Below are 17786 nucleotides of genomic sequence, written 5' to 3'. Positions count from 1 at the left end.
CATCATCAGCTCAGCGAATGGCCGCCACGCGCATCGGTGCATCCAACTCCACCAATGTCTCGATCATCGCCCGCGCCGCTGGCGACAAGCGGTAGCCGCTGCGGCTGACCACCCCACAACGCACACTCAATACGTCCAGCGCCGGTGGCAGGTTGCGCCAGTGCAGGCGCACCAGGTTGCCCGCCGCCAGGTCGTCGGCCACCGCCTCTTCGCTGGCCGTGCCGATCGCATCGCTGGCCAGCACCACGCTGCGCAGCACGGCCAGGTGCTCGGTTTGCAGGTGCGGAACGAAATCGCTGCGGCCACTGAGGTTGGCCAGGCGCTTGCGCACGCCGGGGGCGAGCAGGGCGCTGGCCAGCGGGTAGGCGAACAGGTCGTTGGTCGACAGGCTGTCCTTGGCCAGCAGCGGGTGGCCGGGGCGGCAGAAGAACAGGCCGGGGCGTGGGGTGAGCGGTTCGGTGTGAAAGTTGGGGTCGGCTTCGAACGGGCGAATGTCGTCGACGAAGAATTCGATCTGCTCGCGGCGCAAGGCCTGGCCCAGGCGTTCGGCATTGTCGATGACCAGTGCGGTGCGAATGCCGGGGTGGCGGGCGATGAACTGCTGCAGGGCTTGCGGCACCAGGCGCACGGCCAGGGCCGGGCCGCTGCCGAAGTGCAGCTCGCCAGCGTCGAGCTTGGTCATTTGCAGCACGTCGTTGCTCAACTGCGCAGCGCCTTGCACCAGCCGGCGCGCGTGTTGCAGCACCACCAGGCCTTCGGGGGTGGGGGGCAGGGCCTTGCTGGCGCGGTCGACCAGTGGGCAGCCGAAGGTTTGTTCAAGCCCCTGGATGGCGCGGCTGAAGGCGGGTTGGGTGATACCCATGGCTTCGGCGGCGCGGACGAAACTGCGGTATTCGGTGAGGGCGATGAAATAGCGCAGTTGGCGAAGGTCCATGTCGGGGCTCTGCGGTGGATCAGGGCTCGATTTAAGCGGTTGTTTTATATGTCGTCCAAGAAGGTTTATGGATTTGTTTATATCATATAGTTATTTGTAAATGCGTCTGGCCTCTTCGCGGGGCAAGCCCGCTCCTACAAGGCCTGTAAGAGCGGGCTTGCCCCGCGAAGAGGCCGGTGTGTTTAAAGGAGATTGAGCGGATAGCTCACGATCAACCGGTTCTCATCGAACGAGTTGGTGCTGAAGTCCCGGCGCATGGTGGAGTTGCGCCACTTCACCGACAGGTCCTTGAAGGTGCCGGACTGAATTACATAGGCCAGCTCGCTTTCCCGCGCCCATTCCTTGCCATCGGTCACGCTGCCGACGGTGACGTTGTCACCCTTGATGTAGCGGTTCATCAAGGTCAGGCCGGGAATGCCGACGCTGACGAAGTTGAAGTCGTGGCGCACCTGCCAGGAGCGTTCCTTGGCGTTGTCGAAGCTTGAGTTGTAGCTGTCGTTGGCCAGGGTGCCGCCGCTGGTGCCATTGACCCGCAGCCAGGCATCGTCACCGCTGACCTTCTGCAGGCCAACATAGAAGGTGCTGCCCTTGTAGCGCGCCGAGAGCATCGCCGAGGCGGTGCGGTTGTCGAGTTCACCGGCGCGCTCGGCGCCGTCTTCCTTGCCGATGAAGTAGCCAAGGTTGGCCCCCAGGGTCCAGTCGCCCAGCGGCTGGCTGTGCACCAGGTTGAGGTACTGCTGGCGGTAGATGTCCTTGAGCTGGGCGTCCCACACGCCGATCATGGTGCGTTTGTCGTTGAACGTGTATTCACCACCGGCGAAATTGAAGCGGTCGGAGGTGAAGGCGCCGCGGCCGTTGAGCGACATGTCTTCCATGCTGGCGTCGTTGCGCGGGCTGTTGCCGCGGAACTGGCCGGCGTACACCGTCAGGCCGTCGATTTCCTTCGAGGTCAGCTGGCCGCCGCGGAAGGTTTGCGGCAGCGAGCGGCCATCGTCGGCCCGCAGGATCGGCAGCACCGGCATCCATTCACCGACTTTCAGTTCGGTTTGCGAGAACTTGGCCTTGAGCGCCACGCCCAGGCGGCCGAAGTCGTCGGCCGGGCGGCCGTCGTCGTGTACCGGCAGCAGGTGGGTGTTGGTGGTGCCTTTGCCGCCGTCGAGCTTGACCGAGTACAGGCCCAGCACATCGACACCGAAGCCGACCGTGCCCTGGGTGAAGCCTGAGCGTGCATCGAGGATGAAGCTTTGCGTCCATTCCTCGCCCTTGGCCTGGGAATGGGCCGGGTCGACGAAGTTGCGGTTGATGTAGAAGTTGCGCAGGTTGAGGGTGGCCTTGGCGTCTTCCAGGAAGCCGCCGTCGGCAGCCAGTACAGGGAAGGCGCAGGACATGGCCAACAGGCCGGGCAGCAGCTGGCGTGCGGGTTGCGTAGTGCTCATCTGTCGTGGATCTCTTGTTTTTATGGGCGAGCCGGTCTGCTGCAGGGTGCGGCCTGCAGGTGCGGGTCTTTTTTGGATGAACTGTGCAACGTTGCGTGGCTGATGGTGCGGGGCAGGGCAGGGGTGAGGCAATTCGCCGCAAACGGAATTGGGCGGTAATCGAACGCTATGTTCCAGTTGGTTAATTGTTGGAGTGAGCCGGCTACCACAAACAAAAAGCCCACCGCGAGGGTGGGCTTTGGGCAATGACCGCTGAATCAGCGCTTGGCGGTTTCCACCGACGCCTGCTGGTTGGCCTGGCCGGTCTGCTCGTACCAGCCGCCACCCAGGGCCTTGTACAGGTTGACCTCGCTGGTCAGCTGCGACAGGCGGTCGCTGATCAGCGACTGCTGGGCGCTGAACAGGTTGCGCTGGGCGTCGAGGAAGGTCAGGTTGCTGTCGATACCGATGCGGTAGCGGCGCTCTGCCAGGCGGTAGTAGTCCTGGTTGGCCTGCACCAGGTCACGCTGTGCTTGCAGCTGCTCTTCGAAGGTCTTGCGCGCCGCCAGGCCATCGGAGACTTCCTGGAAGGCGGTCTGGATGGTCTTTTCGTACTTGGCGATGTTGATGTCCTTCTGGATCTTCGAGTAGTCCAGGCTCGCCTTCAGGCTGCCAGCGTTGAAGATCGGCAGGTTGATCTGCGGCTGGAACAGCCAGGTGCCCTGGCCGCCGCTGAACAGGTGGCCCATGTCCGGGCTCAGGCTACCGGCATTGGCGGTGAGGCTGATGCTCGGGAAGAACGCTGCGCGGGCGGCGCCGATGTTGGCGTTGGCGGCCTTGAGCAGGTGCTCGGCTTCCTGGATGTCCGGGCGGCGCTGCAGGATGTCCGACGGCAGGCCCGCTGGCACTTCGGCCAACTGGTCGGCGTCGAGTTGCAGCGGCTTGGCCAGGTCTGCCGGGATGCCGGTGCCGATCAGCACGGCCAGGCTGTTGACGTCCTGGGCGACCAGGCGCTGGTACTGCGAGTACTTGACCCGTGCGCCTTCCACGGCGGTACGCGCCTGGCTGACATCCAGCGCCGAGGCTACACCCACTTCGTTGCTGCGGCGGGTGAGGTTGAAGCTTTCCTCGTAGGCCTTCAGGGTTTCCTCGGTGAGCTTGAACAGCGCCTGGTCGGCCTGCCAGGTGTAGTAGGCGTTGGCCACGCTGGCCACCAGGGCGATCTGCGTGGAGCGGCGCGCCTGCTCGCTGGACAGGTAGGTTTCCAGGGCCTGCTCGGTGAGGCTGCGCACCCGGCCGAACAGGTCCAGCTCATAGGCGCTGACGCCCAGGGTGGCCGAGTACTGGCTGGTGATGGTGGACTCACCGGTGGTCGACATGTTCGCCGGCAGCCGCTGGCGGGTGCCGCTGGCGGTGGCGGACACCGCCGGGAACAGGTCGGCGCGCTGGATGCGGTACTGGGCGCGGTAGGCGTCGATGTTCAACGCCGCCACGCGCAGGTCGCGGTTGTTCACCAGCGAGGTCTGGATCAGTTGCTGCAGCGCCGGGTCGTGGAAGAACTGGCGCCAGCCCTGCTCGGCGGCGGCGACGTCGGCCGACTGGGTTGGCGAATACGCAGGGCCTTGCGGCCACTGCGCCGGCACCGGCGCGTCCGGGGTCTTGTAATCGGGAATCAGCGAGCAGCCGCCGAGAATGAACGCGGTTACCGCCAGGGACAGCAAAGACTTGGTCATTGCCCAGCCTCATAACGTGGAGTTTCAGGGGTGGCGTCTTTTTTCGGTTCTTTGCTGCCGAACAACGACGACACTGCGACGAAGAATAGCGGTACCCAGAAGATGGCCAGCACGGTGGCACTGATCATGCCGCCGATCACGCCAGTACCGATGGCGTGCTGGCTGCCGGCGCCGGCGCCGCTGGAGATGGTCAACGGTACCACGCCCAGGATGAACGCCAGGGAGGTCATGATGATCGGGCGCAGACGCATGCGGCACGCCTCGATGGCCGAGTCGTACAGGCTGCGGCCTTGCTCGTGCAGTTCCTTGGCGAACTCGACGATCAGAATGGCGTTCTTCGCCGCCAGGCCGATGGTGGTCAGCAGGCCGACCAGGAAGTACACGTCGTTGGACAACCCGCGCAGGCTGGTGGCGATCAGCGCACCGATGATACCCAGTGGCACCACCAGCACGACGGCGATCGGAATCGACCAGCTTTCGTACAGCGCGGCCAGGCAGAGGAACACGAACAGTACCGAAAGGGCGAACAGCGCCGGCATCTGCGAGCCGGAGAGTTTTTCCTCGTAGGACATGCCGGTCCAGGCGTAGCCGACGCCGGTTGGCAGTTCGCCGGCAATGCGCTCGACTTCGGCCATGGCCTCACCGGTACTGTAGCCCGGCGCTGGCGCACCCAGGATCTCCACCGCCTCGACACCGTTGTAGCGCGACAGCTTCGGCGAACCGAAGGTCCACTCGCCCTTGGCGAACGAGGAGAATGGCACCATTTCGCCGGCGCCATTGCGCACGTACCACTTCTGCAGGTCTTCCGGGCTCATCCGGGCGTTGGGTTGCCCCTGGATGTACACCTTCTTGACCCGGCCACGGTCGATGAAGTCGTTGACGTAGCTGGCACCCAGGGCAATCGACAGGGTGTTGTTGATGTCGGCGATGGTCACGCCCAGGGCGCTGGCACGTTCGTCATCGATGGTCAGCTGGTACTGCGGCTCGTCATTCAGGCCGTTCGGGCGCACGGCGCTGAGGATCTTGCTTTGCGCGGCCTTGGCCAGGAACTGGTTGCGCGCTTCCATGAGCTTCTCGTGGCCGACGCCGGCGCGGTCCTGCAGGAACACGTCGAAGCCGGTGGCGTTACCCAGTTCGAGTACCGCCGGCGGGGCGAAGGCGAACACCATCGCATCGCGGAAGCTGAAGAAGTGCTGCTGGGCGCGGGTGGCCAGGTTGAACACGCTGTTCTCGGCCGAACGATCACCCCATGGCTTGAGCATGATGAACGCCATGCCCGAGCTCTGGCCGCGGCCGGCGAAGTTGAAGCCGGTGACGGTGAACACCGACGACACGGTGTCGGATTCGTCCTTGAGCAGGTACTCACGCATCTGGTCGACCACCGCCTGGGTGCGCTCGGCACTGGAGCCGGCCGGAGTCTGTACCTGGGCGAACAGTACACCCTGGTCTTCCTCGGGCAGGAACGCGGTGGGGATACGGGCGAACAGCCAGATCATGCCGACCACGATCAGCGCATAGGCCAGCAGGAACGGCACCTTGTTGCGCAGGATGGTACCCACGCTGCGCTCGTAGCCGGTCACGCTGCGGTCGAAGTTGCGGTTGAACCAGCCGAAGAAGCCGCCCTTGGCGGTGTGGTGCTCGCCTTTCTTCAGCGGCTTGAGCATGGTCGCGCACAAGGCCGGGGTGAAGATCAGCGCCACCAGCACCGACAGGCCCATGGCCGAGACGATGGTGATGGAGAACTGGCGGTAGATCACACCGGTGGAGCCGCCGAAGAATGCCATTGGCAGCAGTACCGCCGACAGCACCAGGGCGATACCCACCAGGGCGCCCTGGATCTGCCCCATGGAGCGCTTGGTGGCCTCCTTGGGCGGCAGGCCTTCCTCGGACATCACCCGCTCGACGTTTTCCACCACGACGATGGCGTCGTCCACCAGCAAGCCGATGGCCAGCACCATGGCGAACATGGTCAGGGTGTTGATGCTGAAGCCCGCGGCAGCCAGGATGCCGAAGGTACCCAGCAACACCACCGGCACGGTCATGGTGGTGATGATGGTGGCGCGGAAGTTCTGCAGGAACAGGTACATCACCAGGAATACCAGCACCACGGCTTCGATCAGGGTGTGGATTACCCCGCTGATCGACTCGGTGACCACCGGCGTGGTGTCGTATGGGAATACCGCTTTCACCCCAGGCGGGAAGAACGGCTCAAGTTCGGAGATGGTCTTGCGCAGTGCCTTGGCCGTGTCCAGGGCGTTGGCGCCGGTGGCCAGCTTGACCGCCAGGCCCGAGGCCGGCTTGCCGTTGAACTGGGCGCTGACCGCATAGTTTTCACCGCCAAGGCCCACCTCGGCGACGTCGCCCAGGCGTACTTGCGAGCCGTCGGTGTTGACCTTGAGCAGAATCTTCTTGAACTGCTCGGCGGTCTGCAGGCGGGTCTTGCCGATGATGGTGGCGTTGAGCTGGGTGCCGGGCATGGCCGGCAGGCCGCCGAGCTGGCCGGAGGACACCTGCACGTTCTGCGCAGCCACCGCGGTCTTGACGTCGACCGGGGTCAGCTGGAATTTGTTCAGCTTGGCCGGGTCGAGCCAGATACGCATGGCGTACTGGGCACCGAACACCTGGAAGTCACCGACACCGGCAGTCCGCGAAATCGGGTCCTGCATGTTCGAGACGATATAGTTGGACAGGTCGTCCTTGGTCATGCTGCCGTCTTCGGACACCAGGCCGATCACCAGCAGGAAGTTCTTCACTGCCTTGGTAACGCGGATACCTTGCTGCTGCACTTCCTGCGGCAGCAGTGGGGTGGCCAGGTTCAGCTTGTTCTGTACCTGAACCTGAGCGGTGTCGGCGTTGGTGCCCTGCTCGAAGGTGGCGGTAATGGTCATGCTGCCGTCGGAGTTGCTTTCCGACGACACGTAACGCAGGTTGTCGATACCGTTGAGCTGTTGCTCGATCACCTGAACCACGGTGTCCTGCACGGTTTGCGCCGAGGCGCCCGGGTAGGTCACGGCGATGGCGATGGCCGGCGGCGCGATGCTCGGGTACTGGTTGATCGGCAGCTTCAGGATCGACAAGGCGCCGACCAGCATGATCACCAAGGCGATCACCCAGGCGAAGATCGGGCGATCGATAAAGAACTTCGACATGGTTTACTCCGCTTTGGCGTCTGCTTTGGCCGCGTTGGCCTGATCAGGGCTGCCCGGCTTCTTGACGTTGGTGGCCTCGGTGGCCTTGACCTCGACACCTGGGCGCACGAACTGCAGGCCTTCGGTGATCAGGCGGTCGCCTGGGTTGAGGCCTTCCTCGATCAGCCACTCGCTGCCCTGGGTGCGGCTGGCCTTGAGCTGGCGCAGTTCCACCTTGTTGTCCTGGTTGACCACCAGGGCAGTCGGCGCGCCCTTGAGGTCGCGGGTCACGCCCTGTTGCGGGGCCAGGATGGCGTTGGCGTTGACCCCGGCCTTGAGGCGGGCGTGCACGAACATGCCGGGCAGCAGGGTGTGGTCAGGGTTGGGGAAGATCGCGCGCAGGGTCACGGAGCCGGTGGTTTCGTCAACCGCCACTTCGGAGAATTCCAGGCGGCCTTCCTGTTTCAGCAGGCTGCCGTCTTCGAGCACCAGTTGTACCGAGGCGGCGTTGTCGCCGGCCTTTTGCAACTGGCCGCTTTCCAGGTCATGGCGCAGCTTGAGCAGCTCGGCGGTGGACTGGGTGACGTCGACGTAGATCGGGTCGAGCTGCTGGATGGTGGCCATGGCGTTGGTCTGGCCATTGCTCACCAGGGCACCTTCGGTGAACGAAGAACGGCCGATACGGCCGCTGATCGGGGCCAGGACCTTGGTGTAGCGCAGGTCGATCTGGGCGCTCTTGAGCGAAGCCTCGGCCTGCAATCGTTTGGCATTGGCGTCGTCGTATTCCTGCTTGGACACCGCCTGTTCGTTGACCAGCTGCTTGTAGCGCTCGGCCAGCGACTTGGTGGCTTGCAGGTTGGCCTGGGCATTGGCCAGGGTGGCTTCGTACACCGACGGGTCGATCTGGTAGAGCTGCTGCCCTTCCTTGACCTCGGAGCCTTCCTTGAACAGGCGCTTGAGGATGATGCCATTGACCTGCGGGCGCACTTCGGCGACGCGGAAGGCCGTGGTGCGCCCCGGCAGTTCCGAGGTCAGGGTGAAGGCCTGGGGCTGCAGGGTGACGACGCCGACCTGAGGAGCCTGCGCTGCGGGCGCTGCTTCTTCTTTCTTACAGCCACTTAGCAGGGTTGCCAGGGCGACGGCGGAAACCAGAGCGGTAACGGCTGGCTTGAATTGCATGAGGATCCTCGGGTCGCAGGAGCAGGGAGACGCTCAAGAGTAATGGAAGAGTCTGGTCAGAAAAATTGCTATCCGAATTGGATAAATAGCTTACTAACGAATATACTTACATTCACGCTTGTTTGTAAATACCGCTGGGTAGTCCATCGCGACTACCGCAGCCCCTGATTAGCCTATCCGGGAGGCACCCTGCAGAGGTGACCCCGGCGGATGCCCCGCGCTGTCAACGTACCCGCGGGCCCAGATGAGGTTGTGCTGCCATGGTCCGTCGAACCAAAGAAGAAGCCCAGGAAACCCGTGCCCAGATCATCGAGGCGGCGGAGAGGGCCTTCTACAAGCGCGGGGTTGCGCGAACCACCCTGGCCGACATCGCCGAGCTGGCGGGCGTGACCCGCGGGGCGATCTACTGGCACTTCAACAACAAGGCTGAGCTGGTGCAGGCGTTGCTCGACAGCCTGCACGAAACCCATGACCACTTGGCACGCGCGAGCGAAAGCGAGGACGAGCTGGACCCGCTTGGCTGCATGCGCAAGCTGCTGTTGCAGGTGCTCAACGAGCTGGTGTTGGACGCCCGAACCCGGCGTATCAATGAAATCCTGCATCACAAGTGCGAGTTCACCGATGACATGTGTGAAATCCGCCAGCAACGCCAGGGTGCGGTGCTGGACTGCCATGTGGGCATCGACCTGGCCTTGGCCAACGCCGTACGCCGCGGCCAGTTGCCGGCGGAGCTGGATGTCGGGCGTGCGTCCGTTGCCCTGTTCGCCTATGTGGACGGCTTGATTGGGCGCTGGCTGCTGTTGCCGGACAGTTTCGACCTGTTGCGCGACGCGGAAAAATGGGTCGACACAGGGCTGGATATGCTGCGCTTGAGCCCCGCGCTGCGCAAATGACACTTTGTTAAGGATTGTGAGGAAGTGTTTCCCCCGTCCATTAAGGCAGGATTAATGCCTTTCGGTAATCGAGCATAGAACAGATTTCGCCTGGCTGACGCCGCGCCCAGGGGACTTGTAGGAGCGGGCTTGCCCAGCGAACACCGGCGAAGCCGGTGCCATGCACCGCGGTGCCTGCTTCGCGGGTCAAGCCCGCTCCTACAGCAAGCTCGTACAGCGGCGCTCGATCTCAGCGCCCGCGCAATTGCCGATCAGGCAACACCAGCGCCGCCAGCAACCCCAGCAAGGCAATCGCAGCGCTGCCCAGCAGCAGGTGGCGGAACGTTTCCAGCAGGCGCATTTGCGTCACCGGGTCCGCTTCACCCGCTTTCAGGCTGCCCAGCAGCGGGTTACCCAGCAATTCGAAACCACCCTGGTGCAGCAACCCCAGCAGCAAGCTCGACATGCACGCCACGCCCATCGCCCCGCCCAGGGAACGGAACAGGTTGGTGGTGCTGGTGGCGACACCAATGTCCTGGCTGGCCACCGCGCTTTGCGTGCCCACCAGCGAGGTGGGGAACTGCAGCCCGCAGGCGATGCCGGTCAGCAGCATGAACACCGCACTCAGCCAGGCTTGCGGCGGGGTCATGGCCATGGCGGCAATCGCCAGCGGCATCAACACGGCGCCGGCCAGGATCTGTGGCTTGAAGCGGCCAGTGCGGCTGGTCATGCGCCCGCCGGTGAAGGCGCCCAGGGGCAGGCCCATGGCCAGTGGCAGCAAGTGCAGCGCGGCGCTGTCGGCGCCCGCGCCGGTGATGCCCTGAAAGCGCAGCGGCATCAGCATGGTCAGCGAAATCGACTGGAAGCTGGCAAAGAAAATCACCACCCAGCACAGCACCGCAACCTTGTTGCCGAACAGCCCCAGCGGCAGCAGCGGCTCCGTGCAGCGCCATTCGTGGCCGACGAACAGGCCAAGGCCCAGCACCGCGCAGCCGAACAGCGTCAGCACCGCCGGGGCCGTCCAGGCCTGGCCCTGGCCGACCAGGGTGATGCCCAGCAGCAGGCTCCCCAGGCCGACGATCAGCAGCACCGCGCCCAGATAGTCGACCCGCGCCTGGCGCCGTTGCACCGGCATGCCGGCCAGCGCCCGGCGAATGGCCCACAGCGCCACCAGGCCCAGCGGCAGGTTGATCCAGAACACCCAGCGCCACGACAGGTACTCGGTCAGCCAGCCGCCGAGCACCGGCCCGGCCACGCTGGCCACGGCGTACATGCTGCTGAAATAACCCTGGTAGCGGCCGCGCTCGCGCGGCGGCACGAAGTCGCCGATGATCGCCTGGCTCACCGACACCATGCCCCCCGCGCCAATGCCCTGAAGCACCCGCGCCAGCACCAGCTGCTGCATGTCCTGGGCCAGGGCGCAGGCGATCGAGGCAAGGGTGAACAGGCTGATGCCGGTGAGGATCATGCGCCGGCGGCCATACAGGTCGCCCAGCTTGCCGTAGATCGGCACGGCCACGGTCATGGCCACCATGTAGCCGGAAATCACCCAGGCCAGCAGGCCGACGTCGTTGAACTGGGCCGAGATGGCCGGCATGGACACGGCGACGATGGTCTGGTCCAGGGCGCCGAGGAAAATCGCCAGCATCAGGGCGGTGAGCACGCTGCGCAGGGCGGTGGGGGGGAGGGCGGCTGTCACGGGGGTGGTACCTTTGAAAGACAGTGTCGCCTGCTTCGCGGGGCAAGCCCGCTCCTACAAGAGCGGGCTTGCCCCGCGAAGGGGTCGACGCGATTTCCCGAGATTGTAACCCGAGTTAGGTAGCTTCCTATGTACTATCTGCATCGCCTATGCAAGATCGGCATTGGCGCATTCATCCAGTGCTGCATGGCCGCGTGATATCGTTGGTATGCCACAGAGGCTGAATTCCGCGGTCTGCACCAGCTTGGTGCAGCATTATGCCGCAGGGTTTCGCGGCCACTGTCTCCCACACCTTTTATTCCTCTACCTGCATGTCGAGCATGAGCGCCCAGAAGGCCGAGCTTCGAACACGGCAGGTAGACCCGATTCAGGGGTCGGTAGCAAACGTTCAATTTCTACATTTATAAGCGGAGTGATCATGCCCAAGGCTTCCCATCAAGATCTGCGTTTTGCCTTCCGCGAGCTGCTCGCTTCAGGTTCCTGCTACCACACCGCTTCCGTGTTCGACCCGATGTCGGCGCGTATCGCCGCTGACCTGGGTTTTGAAGTCGGCATCCTCGGCGGTTCGGTCGCCTCGTTGCAGGTGCTGGCAGCACCGGATTTCGCCCTGATCACCCTCAGCGAATTCGTCGAGCAGGCCACCCGCATTGGCCGCGTGGCGCAACTGCCGGTGTTGGCCGACGCCGACCACGGCTATGGCAACGCGCTCAACGTGATGCGCACGGTCATCGAACTGGAGCGCGCCGGTGTCGCGGCGCTGACCATCGAGGACACCCTGCTGCCGGCCCAGTTCGGGCGCAAGTCCACCGACTTGATTTCCGTCGAGGAGGGCGTGGGCAAGATCCGCGCGGCCCTTGAGGCGCGTGTCGACTCCTCGCTGTCGATCATCGCCCGCACCAACGCAGGCGTGCTCAGCACCGAAGAAATCATCGTCCGCACCCAGAGCTACCAGAAGGCCGGTGCCGATGGCATTTGCATGGTCGGGGTGAAGGATTTCGAGCAGTTGGAGAAGATTGCCGAGCACCTGACCGTGCCGCTGATGCTGGTGACCTACGCCAACCCCAACCTGCGCGACGACGAGCGCCTGGCGCGCCTGGGCGTGCGCATCGTGGTCGACGGCCATGCCGCTTACTTCGCCGCCATCAAGGCCACCTACGATTGCCTGCGCCTGCAACGGGGCCAGCAGAACAAGTCGGAAAACCTGAGCGCCACCGAGCTTTCGCACACCTACACCCAGCCGGAGGACTACATCCGCTGGGCCAAGGAATACATGAGCGTCGAAGAGTAAGCGCCTTGGCGCCGTTCGCTCAACGCACGGCGCTCAAGGTAGCGGTGTGGGGCACGCAGTGTTCGTGCTCGCACACATTGGCCGCGCTGGGCTGGCTGCGCAGCAGCTCGGCGCGCCAGCAGGCCGAACCGTAAAGGGCTGCAACCGCCGTCAAGGCCATGACAAGGGCGACTCTTCTTGATTTGATGCCCATGGTGCTCACCTCCAGAAGGGGTGTACACCTGCATTATAGATCCTTGTCCCACTCAGGCTCGTGCTTGAACCGCTGCACCAGGAAGTCCAGCATGCTGCGCAAGGTCGCCGGCATGTGCTTGCGCGAGGTATACACCGCGTTCAGGTTCAGCTCCCGTGGCCTGGCATCGGGCAGCAGGCGCACCAGCTCGCCGCTGCGCAGGGCTTCGGCGGCCTGGTAGGTGGGCAGCATGGCGATGCCGGCCCCGGCAATGGCGGCCTTTTGCAGGGTCATCGCCTCGTTGGCGCTGATATTTCCTGCCACCGGCACGGCCAGCGGCTGGCCCTCGACCTCGAAGTGCCACAGGCTGTGGCCGAAGTAGGCGTGGGTCAGGCAGTTGTGCTGGCTCAATTGCTCCACCCGCTGCGGCGTGCCGTGCTCGCGCAGGTAGCCGGGTGCTGCGCACACCACCGAGCGGCATACGCTCAGGCGCCGGGCGATCAGGTTCGGGTCCAGGTCATTGCTGGTGCGGATGGCCAGGTCGATACGCTCGTCCACCAGGTTCACCGTGCGGTCGAGCATCTGCAGTTCAACCTTCACCGCCGGGTAGCGGCGCACGTAGTCGGCCACTGCGTGCACCAGCTGGGCCTGGCCGAACGAGGTGCTGACGCTGATGCGCAGCGCGCCACGGGGGGCATCGTGGGGTTGTTGCACCGCGGCTTGCAGGTCGCCGGCCAGCTCCAGCAGCTGCCGGCAACGGGGCAGGGTTTCCTGGCCGGCGGCGGTAAGGCTGAGCTTGCGCGTGGTGCGCTGCATCAGGCGGGCGCCTACCCAGTCTTCCAGCTCGGCCAGGTAGCGCGACACCACGGGCCGTGACAGTTGCAGGTGGTCTGCCGCAGCGGACTGGCTGCCCAGGTCGACGACGGTGACGAAAACGCGCATGGCGTTGAGACGGTCCATGATTTGCCCGGTTTTAGAAACAAACTATGTTGGAGCATCGCATTTTTTGTGATGAATCGGGCAACTAAGCTGTTGGGCATCGTTCATCCGACAGGTACTGCCGATGTCCCTTCTCACACCCTTGCGCGGCCTGCTGCTGGCCTGCGTCACCCTGGCTGGCCCGGCATTGGCGGCCGCGCCGCTGCAGTTGGAGGTCTACAACCCCGGGGAGGCGGCGATCTTCCCGGTCAGTTCGGTGATCGTCAGTGGCGAGCATGACGCCATCCTGGTCGACGCCCAATTCGGCAAGGCCCAGGCCGAGCAACTGGTACAGCGGCTGCGTGCCGGCGGTAAGCACCTCAATGCCATCTATATCAGCCATGGCGACCCGGACTATTACTTTGGCCTCGACACCCTGACCCAGGCCTTCCCGGATGCCAAGGTGTACGCCTCGGCAGCCACGGTTGCGCATATCCGCCGCACCATGGACGCCAAGCTTGCCTACTGGGGGCCGCAGATGGGCGCCGACAAGCCGGCGCGGCTGGTGCTGCCGCAGGTGTTGCCGGGCCACAGCCTGACCCTGGAAGGCAAGGCCCTGGAGGTGGTCGGCCTGGATGGCCCGCAACCGGACCGCAGTTTTGTCTGGATTCCTTCGATCAAGGCGGTGGTTGGCGGCGTGGTGGTCAGCGAGAACATCCACGTGTGGATGGCCGATACGCAGACGGCCAAGTCCCATGCCGACTGGCTCGGCACCCTGGCGAAAATCGAGGCGCTGGCACCGCGCACGGTGGTGCCTGGCCACTACCTGGGCCAGGGCAGCGGTTCGCTGGCGGCCGTGCAATTCACCGCCCGCTACATTCGCGACTTCGATGCCGAAACCGCCAAGGCCAAGGATGCCGGCGCATTGATCCAGGCGATGAAAAAACGCTACCCGGGCCTTGCCGATGAAAGCTCGCTGGAGCTCGGTGCCAAGGTCGCCAAGGGCGAAATGAAATGGTAATTCCGTTCAACTGACTGGAGTGTTTCCCATGAGCAAGATCGCAATCATCGGTGCCACCGGCCGTGCCGGCAGCCAATTGCTGGAAGAGGCCCTGCGCCGTGGCCACAGCGTCGTGGCCATTGCCCGCGACCCGTCGAAACTGCAGGGGCGCCAAGGCGTAACCGTGCAGGCGCTGGATGCCAAGGACAGTGCGGCGCTGGAAAAGGCCCTGGGCGGCGTCGATGCGGTGTTCAGTGCCGCGCACTTTTCCACCCTTGAGCCGCAGGCGGTCATCGCGCCGGTCAAGCGCGCCGGGGCCAAGCGCCTGCTGGTGGTGGGCGGGGCTGGCAGCCTGCTGCTGCCTTCCGGGCAGCGGGTGATCGACAGCCCGGACTTCCCCGAGGCGTACAAGGCCGAAGCCAATGGCGGGGTGCGCTTTCTTGACGCGCTGCGCCAGGAGCAGGGGCTGGATTGGACGTTCCTCTCGCCGTCGGCGGAATTCGTGGAAGGTGAGCGCACCGGGCATTACCGGTTGGGCAAGGATCACCTGCTGATTGGCGCCGATGGCAAAAGCTGGATCACCTTTGCCGACTTTGCCATTGCCTTGCTTGATGAGCTGGAAAAGCCGGGGCATTCGCGGCAGCGTTTTACTGTCGGGTATTGAGTCGCCTGGTTCGCGGGGCAAGCCCGCTCCTACAGGGGGGACGTGTTTCTTGTAGGAGCGGGCTTGCCCCGCGAAAGGGCCCTCAAAGGCTGGCACGCCCCGCCAACCAATCCAGCAACTCCACCAGCCCCGGCGGCTGAGCACGGCCCTGGCTCACCAGGTAATACCCCTTGCCCGTGCGCACCTTCAGCGCAAACGGCATGCACAACCGCCCCCCGCGCAGGTCATCGCCGATCAGCGCCCAGTCGCCGATCGCCACCCCCGTGCCCTGGGAAGCCATGGCCATCGCCATGTCCAATGTCTCGAAATGCTGCCTTGGCCCCTGCAGTGGCAACGACACGCCACACGCCTGCAACCACAGCCGCCAGTCCTGCTCGTCCCGTGATGGGTGCAACACCATGTGCCGGGCCAGGTCCTGAACCTCGCGCAGGGGCACTGGCCCATCGAGCAACGAAGGGGCACACACTGGCGTCAGTTGCTCGTCGAACAGCTTGCGCACCTGCAACCCAGGGGCTGGCGCTTCGCCGTAGACCACGGCGGCATCGAAGCCTTCCCGGCGCAAATCCACCCCATGCTGCACCGTGGTGGTCAGTTCCACCGGCACGTCCGGGCGCAGCGCCTGCCACTCCATCAGCCGTGGTAACAACCAGCGCATCACGCACGTCGGCGCCTTGAGCTGCAAGGTGGCGCTGTGCCCGCCCACTTCCCGAACCCCTTGCTCGATCAGGCCGAACACCTGCTGCACCCGTGGCAGCCAGTCCTGGCCTTCGCGGGTCAGGCTCAGGCCACGGGCCTGGCGCACGAACAAGGCATAGCCCAGATGCGCTTCGAGCCCGGCAATCTGCCGGCTCACGGCGCCTTGGGTGATATGCAGCTGCTGTGCGGCGCGGGTGAAGTTGCAGTGTTGGGCGGTGACCAGAAAGGTGTGCAGGGCGGGCAGGGGCGGGAGGCGTTTCATTGCAAATCAGCCATGATCCTGGGACATGGCTAGTATGTGTTTTTTTGCCTTGTGGCGGTAGCGCTGCGTTGGGTCCAATGGCTGCAGATTCCAACAAGATCCAAGGTGAAACCCGATGGCAACCTGCGGCGAAGTGCTGGTCAAACTCCTTGAAGGCTATGGCGTGGACCATGTCTTTGGCATTCCCGGTGTACATACCGTGGAGCTCTACCGAGGCCTGGCGGGCTCGTCGATTCGCCATGTCACGCCACGCCACGAGCAGGGCGCCGGGTTCATGGCCGATGGCTATGCACGCACCCGCGGCAAGCCAGGTGTGTGCTTCATCATCACTGGCCCCGGCATGACCAACATCACTACTGCCATGGGCCAGGCCTACGCCGATTCGATTCCGATGCTGGTGATTTCCAGCGTGCAATCGCGCAGCCAGTTGGGCGGTGGCCGTGGCAAGTTGCATGAACTGCCCAACCAGGCCGCACTGGTGGCCGGCGTTGCGGCGTTCTCGCACACGCTGATGAGCGCCGACGACCTGCCACAGGTGCTGGCCCGGGCCTTTGCCGTGTTCGACGGTGCCCGGCCACGCCCGGTGCATATCGAAATTCCGCTGGATGTGCTGGTGGAACCGGCCGACCACCTGCTGCCGGGCCGCCCGGTACGCAGCTGCCGCGCAGGGGCTGCGCCGCAGGCGGTGGCGGCGATGGCCGAGCGCCTGGCCAAGGCCCGTCGGCCGCTGATTCTGGCCGGGGGCGGGGCGCTGGAAGCTGGTGCGGCCTTGGCCCGCCTGGCCGAGCACCTGCAGGCGCCGGTGGCGCTGACCATCAATGCCAAGGGCCTGTTACCGGCCAGCCACCCGCTGCAGATCGGCTCCACCCAGTCGCTGGTCGCCACCCGCGCCCTGGTGGCCGAGGCGGATGTGGTGCTGGCGATTGGCACCGAGTTGGCCGAAACCGATTACGACGTCACCTTCAAGGGTGGTTTCGAGATTCCCGGCTGCCTGCTGCGCATTGATATCGACCCGGACCAGACCGTGCGCAACTACCTGCCGGAACTGGCCCTGGTGGCGGATGCGCAGCTTGCCGCACAGGCCCTGGTCGAGGCCCTGGGCGCGCTGGCGCCGCCCACCCGCGATGCCAGCTGGGGCGTGGTGCGCGCCCAGCGCCTGCGTGCGTCGCTGGCCGCTGACTGGGACCAGCCGACCCTGAGCCAGACCCGGCTGCTCACCGGCATTTTGCAGCGCTTGCCCAATGCCGTGCTGGTGGGCGATTCGACCCAACCGGTGTACACCGGCAACCTGACCCTGGACATGCAGCAGCCACGCCGCTGGTTCAACGCCTCGACCGGTTACGGCACCCTGGGCTACGCGCTGCCGGCAGCGATGGGCGCCTGGCTTGGCAGTGCCGAGCGGGCGGACGAGCGCCTGCCGGCGGTGTGCCTGATCGGTGATGGCGGGCTGCAGTTCACCCTGCCTGAGCTGGCCAGTGCGGTGGAGGCACAGGTGCCGCTGATCGTGCTGCTGTGGAATAACCAGGGGTATGAGGAGATCAAGAAATACATGGTCAACCGGGCCATCGAACCGGTGGGGGTGGATATCCACACCCCGGATTTCATCGGGGTGGCGCGGGCATTGGGGGCTGAGGCCGAGCAGGTTGGCGATGTGGCGCAGTTGCAGGCGGCGCTGGGCCGGGCGGTGGAGCGCACGGGGCCGACCTTGATTCAGGTGAACCAGAATCAGTGGCAGGCTTCGGTGCCGGGTTGAAATCGAGCGCCGCGCGCGGCGCATCGCGAGCTTTGCTCGCTCCTACCAGGCAGGCGCAGGGCCTGTAGGAGCG

14 protein-coding genes are annotated in these 17786 nt (G+C 64.8%); 5 read left to right on the top strand and 9 right to left on the bottom strand.

What is annotated here, in order from left to right; genetic code table 11:
- Window positions 1–10: 10 nt before the first annotated feature.
- The 5 genes from F3J44_RS05800 to ttgA all read right to left on the bottom strand — a co-directional run bounded on the left by F3J44_RS05800 (window position 11) and on the right by ttgA (window position 8389).
- Window positions 11–934, bottom strand: coding sequence for a LysR family transcriptional regulator (locus tag F3J44_RS05800; protein ID WP_167271118.1), 924 nt, complete (start codon window positions 932–934; stop codon window positions 11–13).
- Window positions 935–1116: 182 nt separating this feature from the next.
- Entirely contained in the window at window positions 1117–2370 is a 1254-nt protein-coding gene (locus F3J44_RS05795) for an OprD family porin (protein ID WP_167271116.1), read from the bottom strand.
- A 257-nt stretch (window positions 2371–2627) separates the two neighbouring features.
- Window positions 2628–4082 (bottom strand): AdeC/AdeK/OprM family multidrug efflux complex outer membrane factor, encoded by a 1455-nt coding sequence (locus F3J44_RS05790; RefSeq protein ID WP_167061680.1) that lies wholly within the window; start codon window positions 4080–4082, stop codon window positions 2628–2630.
- A complete protein-coding gene (ttgB, locus tag F3J44_RS05785) occupies window positions 4079–7231 on the bottom strand; it encodes a multidrug efflux RND transporter permease subunit TtgB (RefSeq protein WP_167061683.1) in 3153 nt (1050 codons plus the stop codon). The genes F3J44_RS05790 and ttgB overlap by 4 nt, the downstream gene beginning before the upstream one ends.
- Window positions 7232–7234: 3 nt before the next feature.
- Window positions 7235–8389 carry a toluene efflux RND transporter periplasmic adaptor subunit TtgA gene (gene ttgA / locus F3J44_RS05780; protein WP_167061686.1) on the bottom strand — a complete coding sequence of 385 codons (1155 nt, stop codon included), beginning with the start codon at window positions 8387–8389 and terminating at the stop codon, window positions 7235–7237.
- A 260-nt stretch (window positions 8390–8649) separates the two neighbouring features.
- Between ttgA and ttgR the strand changes: the two genes are divergently transcribed.
- Window positions 8650–9282, top strand: coding sequence for an efflux transport transcriptional regulator TtgR (ttgR, locus tag F3J44_RS05775; protein ID WP_099815743.1), 633 nt, complete (start codon window positions 8650–8652; stop codon window positions 9280–9282).
- Window positions 9283–9511: 229 nt separating this feature from the next.
- On the opposite strand, the gene F3J44_RS05770 is transcribed toward ttgR, so the two are convergent.
- On the bottom strand, window positions 9512–10960 hold the full coding sequence (locus tag F3J44_RS05770; RefSeq protein ID WP_167271114.1) for an MDR family MFS transporter: 1449 nt from the start codon (window positions 10958–10960) through the stop codon (window positions 9512–9514).
- Window positions 10961–11378: 418 nt separating this feature from the next.
- Here F3J44_RS05770 and F3J44_RS05765 point away from each other — a divergent pair, with 418 nt between their 5' ends.
- On the top strand, window positions 11379–12248 hold the full coding sequence (locus F3J44_RS05765; RefSeq protein WP_167061692.1) for an oxaloacetate decarboxylase: 870 nt from the start codon (window positions 11379–11381) through the stop codon (window positions 12246–12248).
- Between the two features lie 19 nt (window positions 12249–12267).
- Here F3J44_RS05765 and F3J44_RS05760 read toward each other — a convergent pair whose 3' ends face one another.
- A complete protein-coding gene (locus F3J44_RS05760) occupies window positions 12268–12408 on the bottom strand; it encodes a hypothetical protein (RefSeq protein ID WP_167270926.1) in 141 nt (46 codons plus the stop codon).
- Window positions 12409–12474: 66 nt separating this feature from the next.
- Window positions 12475–13380, bottom strand: coding sequence for a LysR family transcriptional regulator (locus tag F3J44_RS05755; protein ID WP_167271112.1), 906 nt, complete (start codon window positions 13378–13380; stop codon window positions 12475–12477).
- A gap of 103 nt (window positions 13381–13483) precedes the next feature.
- Here F3J44_RS05755 and F3J44_RS05750 point away from each other — a divergent pair, with 103 nt between their 5' ends.
- Window positions 13484–14359: an MBL fold metallo-hydrolase gene (locus tag F3J44_RS05750; protein WP_167271110.1), complete on the top strand. Its 876-nt coding sequence runs from the start codon at window positions 13484–13486 to the stop codon at window positions 14357–14359.
- Window positions 14360–14387: 28 nt separating this feature from the next.
- Window positions 14388–15002 carry an NAD(P)-dependent oxidoreductase gene (locus F3J44_RS05745; RefSeq protein ID WP_167271108.1) on the top strand — a complete coding sequence of 205 codons (615 nt, stop codon included), beginning with the start codon at window positions 14388–14390 and terminating at the stop codon, window positions 15000–15002.
- 82 nt (window positions 15003–15084) lie between these two features.
- Here F3J44_RS05745 and F3J44_RS05740 read toward each other — a convergent pair whose 3' ends face one another.
- Complete coding sequence (locus tag F3J44_RS05740; RefSeq protein WP_167061706.1) at window positions 15085–15960, bottom strand: LysR substrate-binding domain-containing protein; 876 nt, start codon at window positions 15958–15960, stop codon at window positions 15085–15087.
- A 115-nt stretch (window positions 15961–16075) separates the two neighbouring features.
- On the opposite strand from F3J44_RS05740, the gene F3J44_RS05735 reads away from it, so the two are divergent.
- A complete protein-coding gene (locus tag F3J44_RS05735; protein ID WP_167271106.1) occupies window positions 16076–17713 on the top strand; it encodes a 5-guanidino-2-oxopentanoate decarboxylase in 1638 nt (545 codons plus the stop codon).
- Window positions 17714–17786 lie beyond the last annotated feature (73 nt).

Origin of the sequence: Pantoea sp. Tr-811, from assembly GCF_011752535.1 — a bacterium.
GTDB lineage: Bacteria > Pseudomonadota > Gammaproteobacteria > Pseudomonadales > Pseudomonadaceae > Aquipseudomonas.
This window is presented reverse-complemented; position numbering and strand designations above follow the sequence as displayed.

Coding starts and splice junctions, on each gene's coding strand:
- F3J44_RS05790 (WP_167061680.1), bottom strand. CDS start 4,082: ATGACCAAGTCTTTGCTGTCCCTGGCGGTAACCGCGTTCATTCTCGGC.
- ttgB (WP_167061683.1), bottom strand. CDS start 7,231: ATGTCGAAGTTCTTTATCGATCGCCCGATCTTCGCCTGGGTGATCGCC.
- F3J44_RS05800 (WP_167271118.1), bottom strand. CDS start 934: ATGGACCTTCGCCAACTGCGCTATTTCATCGCCCTCACCGAATACCGC.
- F3J44_RS05755 (WP_167271112.1), bottom strand. CDS start 13,380: ATGGACCGTCTCAACGCCATGCGCGTTTTCGTCACCGTCGTCGACCTG.
- F3J44_RS05750 (WP_167271110.1), top strand. CDS start 13,484: ATGTCCCTTCTCACACCCTTGCGCGGCCTGCTGCTGGCCTGCGTCACC.
- ttgR (WP_099815743.1), top strand. CDS start 8,650: ATGGTCCGTCGAACCAAAGAAGAAGCCCAGGAAACCCGTGCCCAGATC.
- F3J44_RS05765 (WP_167061692.1), top strand. CDS start 11,379: ATGCCCAAGGCTTCCCATCAAGATCTGCGTTTTGCCTTCCGCGAGCTG.
- F3J44_RS05740 (WP_167061706.1), bottom strand. CDS start 15,960: ATGAAACGCCTCCCGCCCCTGCCCGCCCTGCACACCTTTCTGGTCACC.
- F3J44_RS05760 (WP_167270926.1), bottom strand. CDS start 12,408: ATGGCCTTGACGGCGGTTGCAGCCCTTTACGGTTCGGCCTGCTGGCGC.
- ttgA (WP_167061686.1), bottom strand. CDS start 8,389: ATGCAATTCAAGCCAGCCGTTACCGCTCTGGTTTCCGCCGTCGCCCTG.
- F3J44_RS05795 (WP_167271116.1), bottom strand. CDS start 2,370: ATGAGCACTACGCAACCCGCACGCCAGCTGCTGCCCGGCCTGTTGGCC.
- F3J44_RS05735 (WP_167271106.1), top strand. CDS start 16,076: ATGGCAACCTGCGGCGAAGTGCTGGTCAAACTCCTTGAAGGCTATGGC.
- F3J44_RS05745 (WP_167271108.1), top strand. CDS start 14,388: ATGAGCAAGATCGCAATCATCGGTGCCACCGGCCGTGCCGGCAGCCAA.